This window comes from uncultured Sphingomonas sp. (assembly GCF_964021865.1).
Classification (GTDB): Bacteria; Pseudomonadota; Alphaproteobacteria; order Sphingomonadales; family Sphingomonadaceae; genus Sphingomonas.
Map to the genome: position 1 here is coordinate 44,878 of NZ_CAXIAM010000001.1, position 15,929 is coordinate 60,806.

General features: G+C 68.4%; 13 protein-coding genes. 2 read left to right on the forward strand and 11 right to left on the reverse strand.

Features of this window, described 5'->3' with window-relative positions:
* Positions 1-149: 149 nt before the first annotated feature.
* Both AADI75_RS00235 and AADI75_RS00240 read right to left on the reverse strand, forming a co-directional pair.
* Entirely contained in the window at positions 150-1,451 is a 1,302-nt protein-coding gene (locus tag AADI75_RS00235; RefSeq protein WP_341207053.1) for a UDP-glucose/GDP-mannose dehydrogenase family protein, read from the reverse strand.
* An 85-nt stretch (positions 1,452-1,536) separates the two neighbouring features.
* A complete protein-coding gene (locus AADI75_RS00240; protein WP_341207054.1) occupies positions 1,537-1,923 on the reverse strand; it encodes a hypothetical protein in 387 nt (128 codons plus the stop codon).
* A 95-nt stretch (positions 1,924-2,018) separates the two neighbouring features.
* On the opposite strand from AADI75_RS00240, the gene AADI75_RS00245 reads away from it, so the two are divergent.
* Together AADI75_RS00245 and AADI75_RS00250 are read left to right on the forward strand one after the other, a co-directional pair.
* Positions 2,019-3,089: a polysaccharide pyruvyl transferase family protein gene (locus tag AADI75_RS00245; protein WP_341207055.1), complete on the forward strand. Its 1,071-nt coding sequence runs from the start codon at positions 2,019-2,021 to the stop codon at positions 3,087-3,089.
* Positions 3,073-4,440, forward strand: a complete 1,368-nt coding sequence (locus AADI75_RS00250) for a Coenzyme F420 hydrogenase/dehydrogenase, beta subunit C-terminal domain (protein WP_341207056.1) — start codon at positions 3,073-3,075, stop codon at positions 4,438-4,440. Before AADI75_RS00245 ends, AADI75_RS00250 begins: the two co-directional genes overlap by 17 nt.
* A 129-nt stretch (positions 4,441-4,569) precedes the next feature.
* Here the strand turns inward: AADI75_RS00250 and AADI75_RS00255 are convergent, their stop codons facing one another.
* The 9 genes from AADI75_RS00255 to AADI75_RS00295 all read right to left on the reverse strand — a co-directional run bounded on the left by AADI75_RS00255 (position 4,570) and on the right by AADI75_RS00295 (position 15,826).
* Positions 4,570-6,063, reverse strand: coding sequence for an esterase-like activity of phytase family protein (locus tag AADI75_RS00255; protein ID WP_341207057.1), 1,494 nt, complete (start codon positions 6,061-6,063; stop codon positions 4,570-4,572).
* 111 nt (positions 6,064-6,174) lie between these two features.
* Positions 6,175-7,848, reverse strand: a complete 1,674-nt coding sequence (locus AADI75_RS00260) for an FAD-dependent oxidoreductase (protein WP_341207058.1) — start codon at positions 7,846-7,848, stop codon at positions 6,175-6,177.
* Positions 7,845-8,657, reverse strand: coding sequence for an aldo/keto reductase (locus tag AADI75_RS00265; RefSeq protein WP_341207059.1), 813 nt, complete (start codon positions 8,655-8,657; stop codon positions 7,845-7,847). Before AADI75_RS00265 ends, AADI75_RS00260 begins: the two co-directional genes overlap by 4 nt.
* Complete coding sequence (locus AADI75_RS00270; RefSeq protein WP_341207060.1) at positions 8,654-9,532, reverse strand: glycoside hydrolase family 16 protein; 879 nt, start codon at positions 9,530-9,532, stop codon at positions 8,654-8,656. The genes AADI75_RS00265 and AADI75_RS00270 overlap by 4 nt, the downstream gene beginning before the upstream one ends.
* Positions 9,529-10,422, reverse strand: a complete 894-nt coding sequence (locus AADI75_RS00275; protein ID WP_341207061.1) for a glycosyltransferase — start codon at positions 10,420-10,422, stop codon at positions 9,529-9,531. Before AADI75_RS00275 ends, AADI75_RS00270 begins: the two co-directional genes overlap by 4 nt.
* Positions 10,419-11,717, reverse strand: a complete 1,299-nt coding sequence (locus tag AADI75_RS00280) for a hypothetical protein (protein ID WP_341207062.1) — start codon at positions 11,715-11,717, stop codon at positions 10,419-10,421. The genes AADI75_RS00275 and AADI75_RS00280 overlap by 4 nt, the downstream gene beginning before the upstream one ends.
* A gap of 34 nt (positions 11,718-11,751) precedes the next feature.
* Positions 11,752-13,869 carry a polysaccharide biosynthesis tyrosine autokinase gene (locus AADI75_RS00285; RefSeq protein WP_341207063.1) on the reverse strand — a complete coding sequence of 706 codons (2,118 nt, stop codon included), beginning with the start codon at positions 13,867-13,869 and terminating at the stop codon, positions 11,752-11,754.
* Positions 13,870-13,901: 32 nt separating this feature from the next.
* Entirely contained in the window at positions 13,902-15,236 is a 1,335-nt protein-coding gene (locus AADI75_RS00290) for an outer membrane beta-barrel protein (RefSeq protein WP_341207064.1), read from the reverse strand.
* Positions 15,237-15,244: 8 nt separating this feature from the next.
* Positions 15,245-15,826: a polysaccharide biosynthesis/export family protein gene (locus AADI75_RS00295; RefSeq protein WP_341207065.1), complete on the reverse strand. Its 582-nt coding sequence runs from the start codon at positions 15,824-15,826 to the stop codon at positions 15,245-15,247.
* Positions 15,827-15,929: the final 103 nt, after the last annotated feature.

Genomic DNA, 15,929 nt, shown 5'->3' on the forward strand with positions numbered 1-15,929 from the left:
CGTTCCCGCGGAGGCGGGACTCTAGACGCGCGGGTTTGTCGGTAGAGCCGGCGCGTCGCAGGTTCTGGATCCCCCGCCTTTGCGGGAATAACGGTGGCGAAAAAGAAGCGGGGCGACGGACCGTTGGTTCGTCGCCCCGCGGTCTTCGATCAGCGGCCGATGCTGGTGTACTGGAACCCCGCCGCCTTCACCTCGGCAGGGGTGTAGATGTTGCGCAGATCGATCAGGATCGGCTCCTTGAGCAGCGACTTCACGCGCGGCAGGTCGAGCGCGCGGAATTCGTCCCATTCGGTGACGATCGCCAGCGCGTCGGCGCCCTCGATCGCCTGATACGGGCCGTCGCAATAGTCGACGTTCTCCAGCACCAGCTTGGCCTGTTCGGTGCCCTCGGGGTCGAACGCCTTCACCTTCGCACCGGCGTCCTGCAGCGCCTGGATCACCGCGATGGCAGGCGAATCGCGCATATCGTCGGTGTTCGGCTTAAAGGTCAGGCCCAGCACCGCGATCGTCTTGCCGCGGACGTCGTCGCCCATCGCATGGACGATCTTGCGGCCCATCGCACGCTTACGGTTGTCGTTGACGGCCACGACCGCCTCGACGATCCGCTGCGGCGCGTCATAGTCCTGGCTGGTCTTCAGCAACGCCAGCGTGTCCTTGGGGAAACACGACCCGCCATAGCCCGGCCCGGCATGCAGGAACTTCGAGCCGATGCGATTGTCGAGCCCGATCCCGCGGCTGACGTCCTTCACGTCGGCGCCGACCTTCTCGCACAGGTCCGCGATCTCGTTGATGAAGGTGATCTTGGTCGCGAGGAACGCATTGCCCGCGTATTTGATCAGCTCGGCGGTGCGGCGCGCGGTGACGAGGATCGGTGCGGCGTTGAGATACAAAGGCCGATAGACCTGGCGCATCACCTCGGTCGCGCGATCGTCCTCAGAGCCGATCACGATTCGGTCGGGACGCTTGAAGTCGTCGATCGCCGCGCCTTCGCGCAGGAATTCCGGGTTCGAGACGACGCCGAATTCGGCGTTCGGCGCGGCCTCGCGGATGATCCGCTCGACTTCGTCGCCGGTGCCGACCGGAACGGTCGACTTGGTGACGATCACGGTATAGCCGGTCAGCGCCTCGCCGATTTCCTTGGCGGCGGCGTAGACGTAGGACAGGTCGGCATGGCCGTCGCCACGACGGGTCGGCGTGCCGACGCCGATGAACACCGCGTCCGCCCCCGCGACCGCTTCCTTCAGGTCGGTGGTGAACTTCAGCCGGCCCGCCGCCACGTTGCGCGCGACCAGATCCTCGAGACCGGGCTCGTAGATCGGCATCTTGCCGGCGAGCAGCCGGTCGATCTTGCCCTTGTCCTTGTCGACGCAGATCACGTCATGGCCGAAGTCGGCAAAGCATGTGCCTGAAACCAGGCCGACATAGCCCGAACCGATCATGGTAATGCGCAAGACGGTCGCTCCCTTGAATGAACCGCCCCCCGGGCGGCATCCCAGCCTTGCCCGCTAGCGACTCGACCGCCCGTCTGGCAAGCGTTCAGGTGGTTGCAATCGGTGCAGCGCCGCTTGACCTTGCCGAAATCGGGGCGGGGCGTGCGAGCGTGGCAATCGTCTTCTGCCAGCGTCGACGGCGCCATGCGATCACCACGGTGATCGCCGTCGGCCACATCATGGTGAGAACAAAGTCTGAAATCGTGTCGCCCCACGTCCATTTCGGGCTGGCGGCGAGCCAGTCCATCGTCTCGTTCGCCAGTTCGGCGGCGAGCACGCATTGCAAAGCCAGAAAACCGCCGCGGCGTTGCCGGACCACCATGAGCGCGAGAAGATAGATCGCGAGCCCCGCGTGGACGTGTAGCAATTCCGCCGACCCGCTGTGTTCGACGATGATATCGATCAGCGACTTGTAGAGGTACACGATTTCCATGCCCCGACGTTAACACAGATAAGTTGATAAAGCGTCATTGCCCCGGCGGACCCAAGCGTCTGGAACCGCGCCGTTTCGAAAAGATTGTCACCGTAATGACCGAATCACCCGCGCAGGTCGGCGTCCTGACCTTTCACCGTTGCATCAATTATGGATCCTATTGGCAGGCGCGTTGCCTGGTCGAAGGGCTGCGTGCCTTGGGGCATGATGCGCGCCTGCTCGACCACCACAGCGACGCGGTGGTGCAGGCGGAGTGGCGGTGCGCGTTGCAGCCGACCCTGCCCGAGCGGACGCGGGCGGCGGACCTGCCGGCGTACAAGGCCAAGGCGCGCAAGTTCGTCACCGCGATCGAGGAACTGCCGCGCTCCGCGACGTTCGCGATCGACGATCCGGGCGCCGCGTCGGCGCTGGACGCGGTGGTGGTCGGCAGCGACGAGGTCTGGAATTTCCGGCATCCCTGGTATGCGGGCGTGCCGCTGTTCTTCGGCGAGGGCGTCGCGGCGCCGCGGCTGGTGTCCTATGCCGCCAGTTTCGGGAACCATGACGCGGCCGACGGGATCGGGGACGCGTGGGTGGAACGGCTGCGGCGGTTCACCGCGATCTCGGTGCGCGATGCCAATGCGCAGGCGCTGGTCGGTGGCGCGTTAAGCGTGACGCCGCCGCTGGTGCTCGATCCGGTGCTGCAATTCGGCGAGCGCGTGCCGCGCGGGACGCCGGACGGCGACCGCTATGCGCTGGTCTACGGCCACGGCTTTCCGGACTGGCTGGCGCAGGCGATGCGACGCTGGGCGGCGCGGCACGACGTGCGGCTGCACAGCATCGGTTATCGCAACGACTGGGCCGATACGCAGGAGATCGATGCCGGGCCGGACGCCTTTGCCGAGCGCGTGGCGGGGGCAAGCGCGCTGGTCACCAATTTCTTCCACGGCTGCGTCTTCGCGCTGGTGCACGGGACGCCGTTCGTGACGGCGCCGTCCTCTTACCGGTTCAACAAGGTGCGCGATCTGGCGGCGGCGCTGGATGCCGGGCGGCATATCGTCGCGCCGGAGACCGCCGACGGGTTCTACGACACCATGCTGACCACGCCGCACGAGGCGCGGATCGGAGAGCGGATCGCCGAATTGCGCGCGCAATCGACCGCCTTCCTGGGTGCGGCGCTTGGTTGAGGCGCTGCGACCCGACGATATCGTCGACGCAGGGCTGTGCATCGGCTGCGGTGGCTGCGCCGCGGCGATGCGGATGGATCGCGACGGGCTGTGGAAGCCGGAGCGGGGCACACTAGGCGGCGCGGACTTTGCGGCGCGCTGCCCGTTCTCGCCGGTCGCGGCGAACGAGGATGTGCTGGCCGCCGAGCGCTTTCCGGCGGCGGCGGCGCGCAGCGCGCTGCTCGGACGGTTCGAATCGACCTGGGTCGGGCATGTCGCGGAGGGTGGCGTTCGCGCCAACGGCAGCTCGGGCGGGATGGTGAGCTGGGTCGCGGCGGAATTGCTGCGCACCGGCGCGGTCGATGCGGTGGCGCATGTCGCGCCGGTCGCCGATCCGCAGGCGGACGGGCGGTTCTTCTCGTACCGGCTGTCGCGGGACGTTGACGAGATCGCGGGGGGCGCCAAGTCGCGTTACTATCCGGTCGAGCTGTCGGCCGTGATTGCGGCGATCCGCGCGACGCCGGGGCGCTATGCGGTGGTGGCAGTGCCGTGCTTCATCAAGGCGCTCAACCTGTTGCGGCGCACCGATCCGGTGATCGCGGAGCGGGTGACGCATCTGCTGGGGCTATTCTGCGGGCATCAGAAGAGCGCACGACTGGTCGACAGTTTCGCGTGGCAATTGGCGACGCCAATCGCGCGGGTGCGGAGCGTCGATTACCGGATCAAGGACGCCAGCCGACCCGCCAATTGGTATCGCGCGCATCTGACGCTCGATGACGGCAGCGCGCGCGCCGAGGATTGGTGGCATCTGGCCGATGGCGACTGGGGCGCGGGCTTCTTCCAGAACCCAGCGTGCGACTGGTGCGACGATGTCGTCGCCGAAACGGCCGATGTCGCGTTCGGCGATGCGTGGGTGGAGCCCTATTCGTCGGACGGGCGCGGCACCAATGTCGTGATCGCGCGCTCGCCGGAGATCCATGCGATGATCGCGGGGGCGGTGGCGGACGGGCGGCTGGCGCTAAGCGAGGTCGATGCGGCGTTCGTCGAGCAGACGCAGGCGGCGGGGTTTCGGCATCGTCGCGAGGGGCTGGCGTATCGGTTGACGTGGGCACGCGGGGGGGAGGCGGTGCGGCCGGTCAAGCGCGTTGCGCCCTCGGCGGCGCTGCCGGTGCGGCGCAAGCTGGTGTATCGGATGCGCTACATGATCGCGCGCGACAGCCACCGGATCGCGCGGGTGGCGCTGCGCACCGGGCGGCCGGGGCTTTATACCGGATGGGCGCGGCGCGTGCTGGCGGTGTATCGTGCGGTGGCGTGGTCGCACGGTCGGCTGGGCGCATGGGTCGACCGGGTGCTGCCCGACCGGCGGCGATAGCTCAAGTCCCATCCGCCCTGAGCGTGTCGAAAGGCCGGGTGCGCGGCATGTGCTTCGACAGGCTCGGCGCGAACCGACTGGGAGGGCGCTTGGAATGCGCCCCGGGGTCAAGCCCCGGGGCGGCGATCGTCAGACGAGCGCGCGGCGGAGCGGCTTGCGGCGGCGGCGCATCGCCGCGCCGACCACGCCGAAGCCGGTGAGCATCATCGCCCAGGTCTGCGGCTCGGGCACCGCGCCGGTCAGCTTGGCATATTCGGCCGCGCTCACCTTGAAGCTGTAGACCGTGTTCGGGATCAGCTTCATCCCCGCCGGGCAGGCCGCACCGAGCTTGACCTGTTCGGTGCTGCCCTTCCCCGCGACGCCGCTGGTGCAGACGTCGAACTGCTCGCCGCTGCCCGACTGGGTGACCGAATAGTCGTTATCGGTGACGACGATCAGCGTGTAGCTGCCGTCCGCCAGCCGCGGACCGAATGCGAAGCCCTCGATCTTCTCGGGGATCGGGTAGCCCGCCGCCTTCAGCGCGGCGGCGATGTCGAGGAACGGGGTCGAGGCCTTGCTCACCGCGGTGACGCCGGCGGGCAGATCGTTGGTGGCAGCCAGGCTGACATCCTTGACGTCGGTGGCGTTGGTCAGGTCGATCTCATAGACGCGCTTGTCGCCGACCTGCTTCTTGCCGTTGGGATCGTCGACGCCGAAGCCGCGATTGTCGCGTTCCAGCACCAGCAGCTTGTTGTCGCCGACCGCCTGGAGCGAGGAGACGCCGATCGAGCGGCCCTGCTTGTCGGCGTCGAACGTGCCCTTGGTGATGCCCTTGTTGATGTCGTCGACCGAATCGAGCTGATAGACATATTGCTTGGTCTGCTTGCCGCTCGCGACGTCGAATTCGACGATGCGGGTGTTGCGGCTGTAGACGCCGTTTGCCGAACCGTCGGGCGCGCGACCTTCGTTGACCAACGGATCCTGCAGGATCGCGTAAGCGGTCTTGCCGTCCTTGCTGACGGTCAGCCCTTCGAAGCCGCGATTGTCCTGGCGGCCGGTAACGATCGCGCCCGCACCCCCGACGTAATCGACGCCGCCGTTGCCGTCGCGCGGCACGAGGTTCGACGGCACCTCGAACGCGCGGACGAACTGGCCGTCGGTGCGGAATTCGTAGACCGACGGGCCATATTCGTCGGACACCAGGAAATTGCCGTTGGGCAGCCGTGCCAGCCCTTCGGGATCGAGCGAGCGGCCGAGATCGGCGACGCTGCCGTTCAGCAACTGCGGGTTGAGGCCGTTATACGTGTTGGCACCGTCACGGTAGAGGACGGTGTTGGTCAGGTTGAAGCCGTTGATCTTGCCGCCGGCATCGATGTCGAGCGTGAAGCCCTGCAGCCGCGGGGCGTACGACAGGACGCCGCCGCCCGGCCCGCGATCGGTGGTGCTCCAGAAAGTGCCGGTGCTCGCGTCGTAGCTGAGGTCCGACCCGAAGCCGCCGAACCGATTGTCACCGACATTGGCGAAGCCCGACAGATCCGTGCCGTTGTCGACCGAGAAGGACGAGATCAGCGTGACGGCGCCCGCCGATGACGGCGCGAGGGCGAGCGTGGCGGCGGCGGTAGCGAGCAAGGCGAAGCGGCGCATCGGGTTAATCTCCTGTTAACCATGCGCCTGACCCTTCGCTGTTACGCAGCCATGACGGTTGCGCGACGATCGTGCGACACTTGTCCGCCTGTCCCGCTTTGGAACGGCGGGTCAGCCGTTACGACGCAGATGCTCCGCCAGCCGCAGCGTCTGTGCGAGCAGCGTCAGCGTCGGATTGGCGAAGCTGGAGGTCGGGAAGCTCGCCGCGCCCGCGATGAACACGCCGCGCGTGCCGAACAGCTCGGCATTGGCGTCGCAGACGCCATCGGTCGCGGTCTCTGCCATCCGCGCGGTGCCGATATGGTGGCCGCCGACCGGAACGGGATGATCGCTCCACGCCTGTGCCTCTTCGTCCGGGAGCATGATCGTCGCGGCACCGCTGCGGTTCACCGCCGCCGCGATCACGCGCACGCCCGCGATCATGCGTTCGCGATCGGCGGCGGTGCAGCGCCAGTCAATGATCGCGCGGCGCATGCCGACGGCATCGCGCTCGTTCCCGAGCATCACGCGGCTGTCGCGATACGGCTCCTGTTCGCCATTGAGGTCGAGCGGATAGACGCCGCGCGGTTCGGCGAGCAGCACGCTGGGCAGTTTGCGCTGCGCAAGGATGCGGCGGCGCGTCCAGTCGAGCGCAAACCCCGCCAGCCGCGGCGCGCCGCGCAGCACGTTGCGGAAATGCGCGGCATGGAAGGACGCCGACGAGCCGCCGCGTCGCGCACGCGCGTCATGCTCCAGCGCGGTCATCTTGCGCGCATATTCGGGGACAATCATGTTCTTGGCAAGATACATCGCCGACAGCACCGGATGGCGATGCGCGGGATCGACGATGCTGGGATGCGCGGGGCGCAGCACCATGTTGGCCAGACGCTCGCGCCGCTGCGCCTCCGGCGACAGCCACAGATAGCGGCGGCAATAGACGCCATCGTGCGAGCGGAAATAGTCGAAGCGGTCGTGCCCGGCGGGCGGGTGGAAGGCGATCGTGCCGAGCGTGCCCTCCAGATGGCATTGGTAATAGCGCCCGACCAGATCATGCTCGTTGCCGAGCCCGCAGGCGCGCGCCTCGTCGCTGGCGAGCAGCAGCCGCGCGGTTTCGATCCCGCCCGCGGCTATGACGATGCGCGGCGCGGCGACCGTGACCTTCGCGCCATCGGGAAGGCGGAGGCGGACGCCGCTGGCGACTGCGCCGTCGTCGGCGGTGAGGATCTGGTCAACGGGGGCGTTGGTGAGGACGCGCAGCCGCGGTGCGGCGGCGAGCCGCTTGCGATACCAGCCGCCGAAATCGGTCGGGTGGCTGAAGCGCTCGACGCGCTCGGTGATCGCGTCGTCGCCGGTGCCGGGGAGCGCGGGGTCGGCCTCGCGCGGGTCGGCGGCGGCGGCGGTGACGTCGAGCGCGCCGGCCTCGGCGAGCGCCATTGCATGCGGGTAGAAGCGCGCGATGTCGTCATGCCGGATCGGCCAGCGCGCGGCGGGCATCCAGTCGCGCGTTTCGAAATCTACGGGATCGAACGGGATGCAGCGCCCGCCCCACACCGCGCTGGTGCCGCCGAACTGGCGACGGCGGTACATCTCGCCGGGCGAGTGCGAGGAGGGGGAGACCGACTGCGCGCGCAGGAAATCCTGCCCGGCCTTGTCGAATTTGTCGCCGCCGGCCTCGACCAGCACGACGTTCCAGCCGGCATCTTCCAAGGTCAGCGCCAGCGTGATCCCGGCCGGGCCGGCGCCGACGATCACCAGATCGGCCTCGATCCGCTCGGGCAGCGCGGCGCGGCGCGCGTCGACGATCATCGCGCCGACCCGCGTGCGATCGCGGCGAGCGCGCGCAGATGCTCGGGCTTGCCGGTGCCGACCACGGTGCAATCGACGGCGGGATGCGCGATCGCGCGCGCCACCGCCTGCGCCGGGGTGAGCCCGGGTTGCAGCGTCACCACCTCGCGCGCGAGCACCAGATGCCCGCGCGCGCGGATCGTGTCGGCGCGCCTGCCGAGCGCGGTGAGCACGTCCCACGGCAGCTCCAGCACGTCATAGCCGGGCTGGTCGAGTGCGGCGTCGAGCGTGGCGAGATCGTCGCACGACACGCCGATCCTGAGCGCCTTGCCGCTGGCGCGTGCGGCGACGAGCGCCAGCGCCAGTTCGGCGTCGGCAGCGACATGCGCAGGCGGGCTATGGAGCAGGAAAGCCTCGACGCGATCGGTGCGCAGCCGCTTCAGCGATGCCTCGAGGCTGGCGACGATCGTGCGCGGCCGCCAGTCGGCGCTGATCGCATCGGCGCGCTGCGCGGTGACGGCGTTGCCCGCGCCGCCGCGCCGCGCGAGCACCGCGCGGATCAGCGGCTTGGCGGTGCGCAGCAGCCGGTATTTGGCGGAGAAGGTCTGCCCGCCCTTGGTGACGACGAACGCCGTGTCGCGCCGTCCAGCGATCGCGCGGCCGATGATCCGCTCGCTATCGCCCTGGCCATAGATGCTGGCGGTATCGAGCACGGTGACGCCGAGGTCGAGCGCGGTGCGGACCAGCCGCTCACTGTCGGCGGCGGGGGCGGGGTTGGCGAACGAGCCGAACTTGCTGCCGCCCAGCCCGAGGCGCGAGACGGCGGTCACTGTCCCGCGATCCGGTAGCCGCGCACCCAGTCGATCTTCATCCGCGCCGGCCATTTCTGATCCGCCCGCGGCGCGCCCGGCCAGTTGCCGCCGATCGCGAGGTTGAGGAGCAGGTAGAGCGGCTGGTGGTAATCCTTGTTCGCGACGCGGCGCACCGGCCGGTCGTCGAAATACCAGATCAGCTCTTTGGGGGTCACCATCATGCCATAGGTGTGGAATTGCGACAGGTCGGTGCCGCTCTGCCACGGCATTCCGTCGCCCTTCTTCTGGTTGTCGGGCAGGTTCGGGAAGTAGGTGAAATAGAGTTTGCCGGGCTCACCGATCGATTCGAAGACGTCGATCTCAGTCGGCCCGGGTTGTTGCGGCTTGCCGTCCTTCACCGCCGGGACGGGGAGCAGCCAGAACGCCGGCCAGATGCCCTTGCCCGACGGGAAGGCGATCCGCGCCTCGACATAGCCGTAGGTGAAGTGGAACGAGCGCTCGGTGGTGATGAGCCCCGACAGATACGGCAAATGGTGGGTGACCGGATCGGCGCGATACGGGTTAGGGCGCGCGGCGATCGTCAGCACGCCCGGTTTCCATTCGAACGCGGACATGCCCTCGGCGGGGTCGCCATAATATTCCAGCTCGCCGTTGGGGACGAGCGTGCGCGGCTCCCAGCCCTTGTCGGCGCGGGTCGGCTGAACGCCGAACCAGTAATTGGTCTTCCAGCGCCCCTTTGGGTTCTTTTCGGCGTGCCAGAAATCGGGCGCGCGATCGAACTCCTCGGCAAAGGCGGGCTGCAGCCGCGACCGGTCGAGCGTGCCGCCGCCATTCGGGGTCGCCGACCAGCCGGCCCAGATCGCCGCCGCGAGCAGCGCGACGCGCACGATCATTTCCACACCGAGCCGCCGCATTCGCGGATATAGGCCGCAGTCTGGCGCGAGATCGCCTTGCGCTGCGGCCGGTCGCTGCGTTTGCGCCAGTCGAGGAACTTGCGCACCGCGCCGGTGACACTGGCCTGGCCGCGCTGGCGCATCAGCAGATAGGGCGTGAAGAGCGCGGCGTTCACCAGCACCTCCGGGAAAGGCATTCGAAGGTAGCTGATGATGTATTTGTTCGCCAGCCGCTGCGTCTGGACGCGTTTTTTCGCGTCGCGCCCGGCGGGATGCTCCAGCTCCTCGCAACTGATCGCGGGATCGTAGCGGATTCGCCAGCCGGCATCGATGATCCGGTACGACAGCTCGATCTCCTCCAGTCCGTAGAAGAAGTCGGGCAGGAAGCCGCCGACCTCGCGCAGGCAGGCAGTGCGGAACGCGACGCACCCACCGACGAAGCGGAAGGTGAGGAAGGTGCTCGTCAGGTCGACGTCCTTGCGGGTGTGCGGGATCAGGTCGACGCGGCGGCGCGTCTCGCCGCGGACGTGCTTGCGGACCGTGATCGCGCCGAGCCGGTCGTCCGCGTCGAAGCGCGCCGCGAACAGGTCGAGCATCGCCGGCGTCTCGACCAGCACATCGTCGTCGAGCAGCACCACGATCTCGCCGCGCGCCGCGTCGAAACCGTCGTTGCGCGCGTGGACGCCCTTGTTGAACCCCGAGAACAGATACTGGCGGTGCGGGAAAGGATCGAGCAGCGTCTCGCGCGTGCCGCGGTCGGCATTGTTGTCGACCAGGATCAGTTCGTAATCGTCGCGTGGTCCGAGGCATTCGTGGAGCCGGGTCAGCGTGTCGGCGAGGATCTGGTCGCGGGCGTAGGTGAGCACCACGACGGAAAAGCGGATCGTCATGCCATTGGCTCCGACAGCGCGAGGCGGGTGAGGGCGTGGCGCTCGGCAAGGGTGAGCAGCACGATATTGGCGAGCTGGCTGACCGCGATCGCGATCGCCATGCCGGCGATGCCGTGCGGAATCGCCAGCACCAGCGCGGCGAGCGTCACCAGCGCGGTCGCGGCGCGGGTGACGAACATCGTGCGGCTGGCGCGCAGCACGATCAGCAGCGTTTCCGACGGCTGGTTGAGGCAGAACAGGAAGAAGGCGGCGCACAGCAGCTGCACATTCCGTTCGACCCCGGCGTACTGGCCGTGGAAGACCAGCGCGATCAGCGGATGCGCGAACAGCGCGATGAGCGCGAGATAGCCGCCGGTGAGCAGGATCAGCGTGCGGCGGGTGTTGCCGATCGCGCGGCGCAGGCCGGGACCGCCGTCTTTGGCGAGCGCGGCGGCGGCGCGCGGCTTGTCGGTCGAATCGATCGCCGAGACGATGCTGACCGCCGGGTTGGTGAGCGTGCGCGCCGCGGTGAACACCGCCGCCGCGCCCGGCCCGAGCAATGCGCCGATCAGGATCACGACCGTGGCGGTGCTGTAGACGGTGTACGGGAAGATGTTGAGCGCCAGCCAGCCGGCGAAGCGGCCGTGCGGGGCGAAGCGCTGCCACGCGCGCGCGGCCGCCGGGGCGGCGGGGCGGAGCAGCAGGAGCGCGAACACGGTCGCGAGCGTCGCTGACACCCCCCACGCCAGCGCGCCTGCCACCGCATCGGGGCGGGTGGCTGCGGCGACCAGCGCGCCGCCGATCAGCACGACGAAGAACAGTGCGGAGACGAGCGCCGCGAGCCACGCGCGCTCCTGCTTGTAGAACCAGCGGCGGACGAAATCGGCGGCGAGCAGCGGGGGGGTGATCCCGGCGCCGAGCAGCAGCGGCTCGGCGAGCCAGCGTTGCGCGGGCAGCGCGACCTGCACCAGCGCCGCAATCGCGACCAGCCCGACCGCGAGCACCAGCGCGGCGGCGACGTTCAGCCACCACCAGTCGGAATGGTAGCGGCGGTCATCGGCGGCATCGCCATGCTCGCGATGCTCGGTGACGTACGGCAGGGTGATGAGCGAGCGGTGGAAGCCCGCGACGAAATAATAGGCGCCGATCGCGACGCCGACCGCGCCGAACGCGTCGGGGGCGAGGTGCCGGCCGAGGATCGCGCTGGCGGCGATGCTCCCCAACCCCTGGAACCCCTGGTCGGCCAGCGCGAACACTCGCGCCAGCCGCCGGTTGCGGAGCCGCCCGGTCAGGCTCTGGAGAGGGGAAGAGGCCATCGGGCGGCGCGCTGGTGATCCGGTCGCGGCCGGATCACGACTGGGCGTAATAGTCCTTCATGTAATCGGCGTAGTAGGACGGATCGCCGAAGCCCGACTGCGCCTGTACCTTCAGGTTGACCATCGTCAGCGCGACGCCGGTCACGCCCGAGCCGACCGAGCTGATCTGGTGGAGCGCGGCGCGCGCGGCACGCGCCGGGGTCGAGCGCCAGCGGACCAGCATCGCGAGCGCGTCGAAGTGATGCGCGAGCACGCGGGTATCCGCGACCGCGAGCACCGGCGCGGTATCGACCACGACCAATTCGTAGCGGCGACGCAGCTCGGCGAGCAGCGCGGTGAATTCCGGGGTCTCGAAGATGTGCGGCGAGGTGCCCGCGGTCGGGGCGAGCGGCAGGACGTCGAGCCCGGTCTGCTCCTCGCGCAGGATCACCTCGTCGAGCGTCGCGGTGCCGGCCAGCACCTCGCCCAGCCCGACGCGCGCCTGCGGGGCGAGCGCGACCGACACCGAGCGACGGCGCAGATCGGTGTCGAGCAGCAGCGTGCGCGATCCGCCGGTGGCCAGCACGCGCGCGACCGAGGTCGAGGTCGTGGTCTTGCCTTCCTTCGGCAGCGCCGAGGTGATGCCGAGGATCTTGCCGCCCTGCACCGACGAGGCCGCGAAGCTGAGGCTGGTCGCGAGGTTGCGATACGCCTCGGTATAGGCGGACAGCGGGTGGAGCAGCGTCGCCTCGGCCGGATCGCTGGTGCGCGGCTTCTCGATCGAGCTGGCCGGGGTCGGCACGCTGTTGAAGTAATCGACCCCGAGCATCGTCTCGATATCGTCGACCGTATCGAGACCCTGCACCCAACGCTCACGGACGTAGGCGATGGCCAGACCGATCGCGAGGCCGAACACCGCGCCCATGAACAGCAGTACCGGCACGTTCGGCGAGCTGGGGGTCAGCGGCAGCGAGGCGGGCGCGGCGATGCGGCTGTCCGGGCGGACGATCGACTGCTGCGCATTCTGCTGCGTGCTGGTGTTGAGGAGCTGCTGATAGGCGTCGCGCGCGTTCTGCGCGGTACGCTGAAGATCGGCGAGTTCCACCGATGAGCGCACGTTGTTGGTCAGACGCGCCTGCGCGGCGGCGAGGCTGGCCTCCAGCGACGCGGCGGTCGAGCCGGCCGCCTGCGAGGCGTTGCCGGCCGAGCGCGACAGGTCGCGCATCTCGCCGCTCAACTGCGCGTCGATCGCGTCGAGTTCCTTGCGTGCGTCGGCCAGCGCCGGATAGCGCTCGCCGTAGCGCGACTGGAGCGAGGCGACGCGCGCGGCGACCTGTGCGCGCTGCTGGCGCAGCGACGACATGGTCTGCGTGCTGTACGGGCTGTTGGTGCCGCCGCCGACGATCGTCGAGCCGCTGGCGCTGCTGCGCGCGCGCGCCGCCGCCTCTTCGGCGCGGGCCGAGGCGAGCGCACCGCGGATCGAGGAGATCTCCTGCTCGGCGGTCACCGAATCGGGCAGGCCCAACAGGTTGTTGCGGACGCGGAAGGCGGCGACGGCGGCGTCGGCCTGCTCGACCTTGCGGCGCAGTTCGTCGAGCTGGCCGTTCAGGCGCGAATCGACGTCCTTGAACTCGGTCGCCTTGCTCTGCAGATCCTCGGCCATGAACGCCTGGGCGAAGGCGTTGGCGACCTGCATCGCCTTCAACGGATTCTTGTCGGTGTAGCTGACCTCGAACAGCGAGGTGGTGCCGACGCGTGCCGCGTTCAGGTTCGTCAGCAGCGCACCGGCGATCGCCTGCTTGCCGGTTGCGGCGTCGGTCGCGAAATCCTTGGCGGCCTCGCGCAGCTCGGGATCGCGATCCAGCTTCAACTGGTCGACGACACGGGTCGCGACGGGCAGCGACTTCATCGTCTGCACCTCGGCATCGATCTTCGCGTCGCGCGCCAGATCCGATAATTGCGGCTGCGGCGCACCGGCCACCGGGCTTTGCGGGGTATATTCGAGCTGCGCCGAGGCGGTGTAGCGGCGCGGCAGCACCTTGCTGATCCCCCAGGCGACCACCACCATCCCGACGACGCACGCCAGGATGATCGGCAGGTGCCGCTTCAGGCGCGAGAAGAGGCCGGCCAGATCCTGGCTCTCCTCGGGTCGCACGTTCGTCGCTTCCGCCATCGCTTACCCTTTTGTTCTGCCTGTGCTGCGGCTCAGCGCCGCAACGTCAGGCTCAACCCTGCGCGTACTTCGTTGAAGCGTTGCCCAATCTGCGCGCCGCGGCTGTCGCGATTGGAATAGTCGATCGACGGCGTCAGCACCATCGACCGGTTGAGCGTATACAACGCGCTCGCCCCGACATGGAACAACGTGTCGTCGCGGTCGATGCGCGAGAAATCGTCCTTCTCCACGTCGGCACGGCCGATCAGGATCAGGTTGCGCAGCAATTCGTGATCGATCTCCGCCGACGCCCGGGAGGCGACATAGCCGGGCGAGCCGGCGACGATCGCGTCGCGCACGTCACGGCGTGCCAACAGGCTGATCGTGGTCAGCTCGGTGATCAGATAATCGACCTGCGCGTCGAGCGCGAGCCCGCTGAGATTGCCGACGCCCGCCGTCTCGTAATGGCGCGTCAGATAACCGACGCCGAGCCGCGTGCGGATCAGCGGCGTCACGTCGAACGCTGCGCCGCCGATCACGCGCACTTCGTCGCCGCTGCGATCGAAGTCGAAGTTGATGACCTTGTAATCGTGGCGCGTGTAGATGCCTTGCACGAACAGCGAGGTGACCGGGGAGACGTTATATTCGGCGCGGGCGGTCAGCCGGGTCGCGGTGCGATCCAGATAGTCCTGATCGATCAGCGTGCCGTCCAGCGCGCGCGTATCGCTGTAGTTCAGTCGGGTGACGTTGACGTCGCCGATCAATTGCAGCCGGTTGAGCGCATAGGTGCCGCGCAATGACGCGACCTGGCGATCCAGCGGCACCGAGGCAGCGGCGAAGCGCGGGAAGTCGCCCGAAAGCTGGGTGATGTAGATACGGTCGGCGTTCACCGCCGCGCGCAGGTTCGAATCCCCGATGATGTCCAGCCGACCATCGACGCCGATGTCGTAGCCGTTCTCGTTCTTGATCGAATAATCGAGATAACGACGGAAGGTGCCGCGGGCATGCGCCTGCAACTGATGCCGCGACCAGTCGCTGCGCGCGTCGATCCGCGGCGCGACCGTCGCATACACATCGGAATCGGTATCGGTGGTCGCGCCGAAGACGTTGTTGGTCGCGTTGGCGGCCAGCTCGATCTGCGGGAAGACCAGGAACGCGCCGGCATGGACGCCCAGCGCATCCACTTCGGGATGCGGGCGCTGCAACACCGTGACGCGATCGGTTTGCGGAAGGTCGAACGGGATGCCGGTGTCGAGCACCGAACGCGTGGTCTGCGCCTGCGCGGCGGACGTGCCCGCGGCGAGCAGCGATACCGTCGCCAGCAGCCGTGACGCGACGACGCGATGCCGTCGCGACGGGCGGGCAGGGGCAGGCCGGACGCGGGTCATCGCAGAGATCAGAACAATCGCTCGGTGAAGCGGATCGTGTCGCCCGGGCGCACCGCCATCTCCGGCGTCGCCTCGACCTTGGTTTCACCGCCGCCGGTTTCGGGGCGGATGAAGACGTAGTTCTTCTGCGCGCGATAGGTGTAGCCGCCGGCCAGTGCAACCGCACCTTCCAGCGTCATGCCGGTCTGGTACGGATACTGGCCGGGCTTGTTGACCTCACCCAGGATGTAGAACGGACGATAGGACACGATCGAGCCCGTCACGCTGGGGTTGCGCAGGAAGCCGTCGGCCAGCCGGTCGCGGATCAGCGTGCTGACCGCGTCGATCGTCATTCCCTGCGCCTTGATCGTCCCTGCCAGCGGCACCTCGATCGTCCCGTTCGGATTGATCGCATAAGTGCGCGTCAGGTCCGGCTCGCCATAGACCGCGAGTGCGATCTGGTCGCCCACGCCCAGCTGATAGGTGGCATCAACCGGCGTCGCCCGCTCGCGTCCCAGCGCGGAGGCGGATTGCAGCGGCAGATCACCGCCGCGTCCGGCGCAGCCCGACAGCAGCGCCACTGCCGACAGCATCATCGCCAGCCTGGTCATATTGATGGTTCCCCTGCGTCTATGCCGCACGTGCGAAGTGGCGACGTGGTAAGCGATGTTGCTTCAAATGCAAGCCATCTTCCAAGGGTTGACCGGAACCATG

Bases quoted from the DNA above. Each gene is read 5' to 3' on its own strand.
- AADI75_RS00240 (WP_341207054.1), bottom strand. From the start codon at position 1,923: ATGGAAATCGTGTACCTCTACAAGTCGCTGATCGATATCATCGTCGAA.
- AADI75_RS00245 (WP_341207055.1), top strand. From the start codon at position 2,019: ATGACCGAATCACCCGCGCAGGTCGGCGTCCTGACCTTTCACCGTTGC.
- AADI75_RS00255 (WP_341207057.1), bottom strand. From the start codon at position 6,063: ATGCGCCGCTTCGCCTTGCTCGCTACCGCCGCCGCCACGCTCGCCCTC.
- AADI75_RS00260 (WP_341207058.1), bottom strand. From the start codon at position 7,848: ATGATCGTCGACGCGCGCCGCGCCGCGCTGCCCGAGCGGATCGAGGCC.
- AADI75_RS00270 (WP_341207060.1), bottom strand. From the start codon at position 9,532: ATGATCGTGCGCGTCGCGCTGCTCGCGGCGGCGATCTGGGCCGGCTGG.
- AADI75_RS00275 (WP_341207061.1), bottom strand. From the start codon at position 10,422: ATGACGATCCGCTTTTCCGTCGTGGTGCTCACCTACGCCCGCGACCAG.
- AADI75_RS00280 (WP_341207062.1), bottom strand. From the start codon at position 11,717: ATGGCCTCTTCCCCTCTCCAGAGCCTGACCGGGCGGCTCCGCAACCGG.
- AADI75_RS00285 (WP_341207063.1), bottom strand. From the start codon at position 13,869: ATGGCGGAAGCGACGAACGTGCGACCCGAGGAGAGCCAGGATCTGGCC.
- AADI75_RS00290 (WP_341207064.1), bottom strand. From the start codon at position 15,236: ATGACCCGCGTCCGGCCTGCCCCTGCCCGCCCGTCGCGACGGCATCGC.
- AADI75_RS00295 (WP_341207065.1), bottom strand. From the start codon at position 15,826: ATGACCAGGCTGGCGATGATGCTGTCGGCAGTGGCGCTGCTGTCGGGC.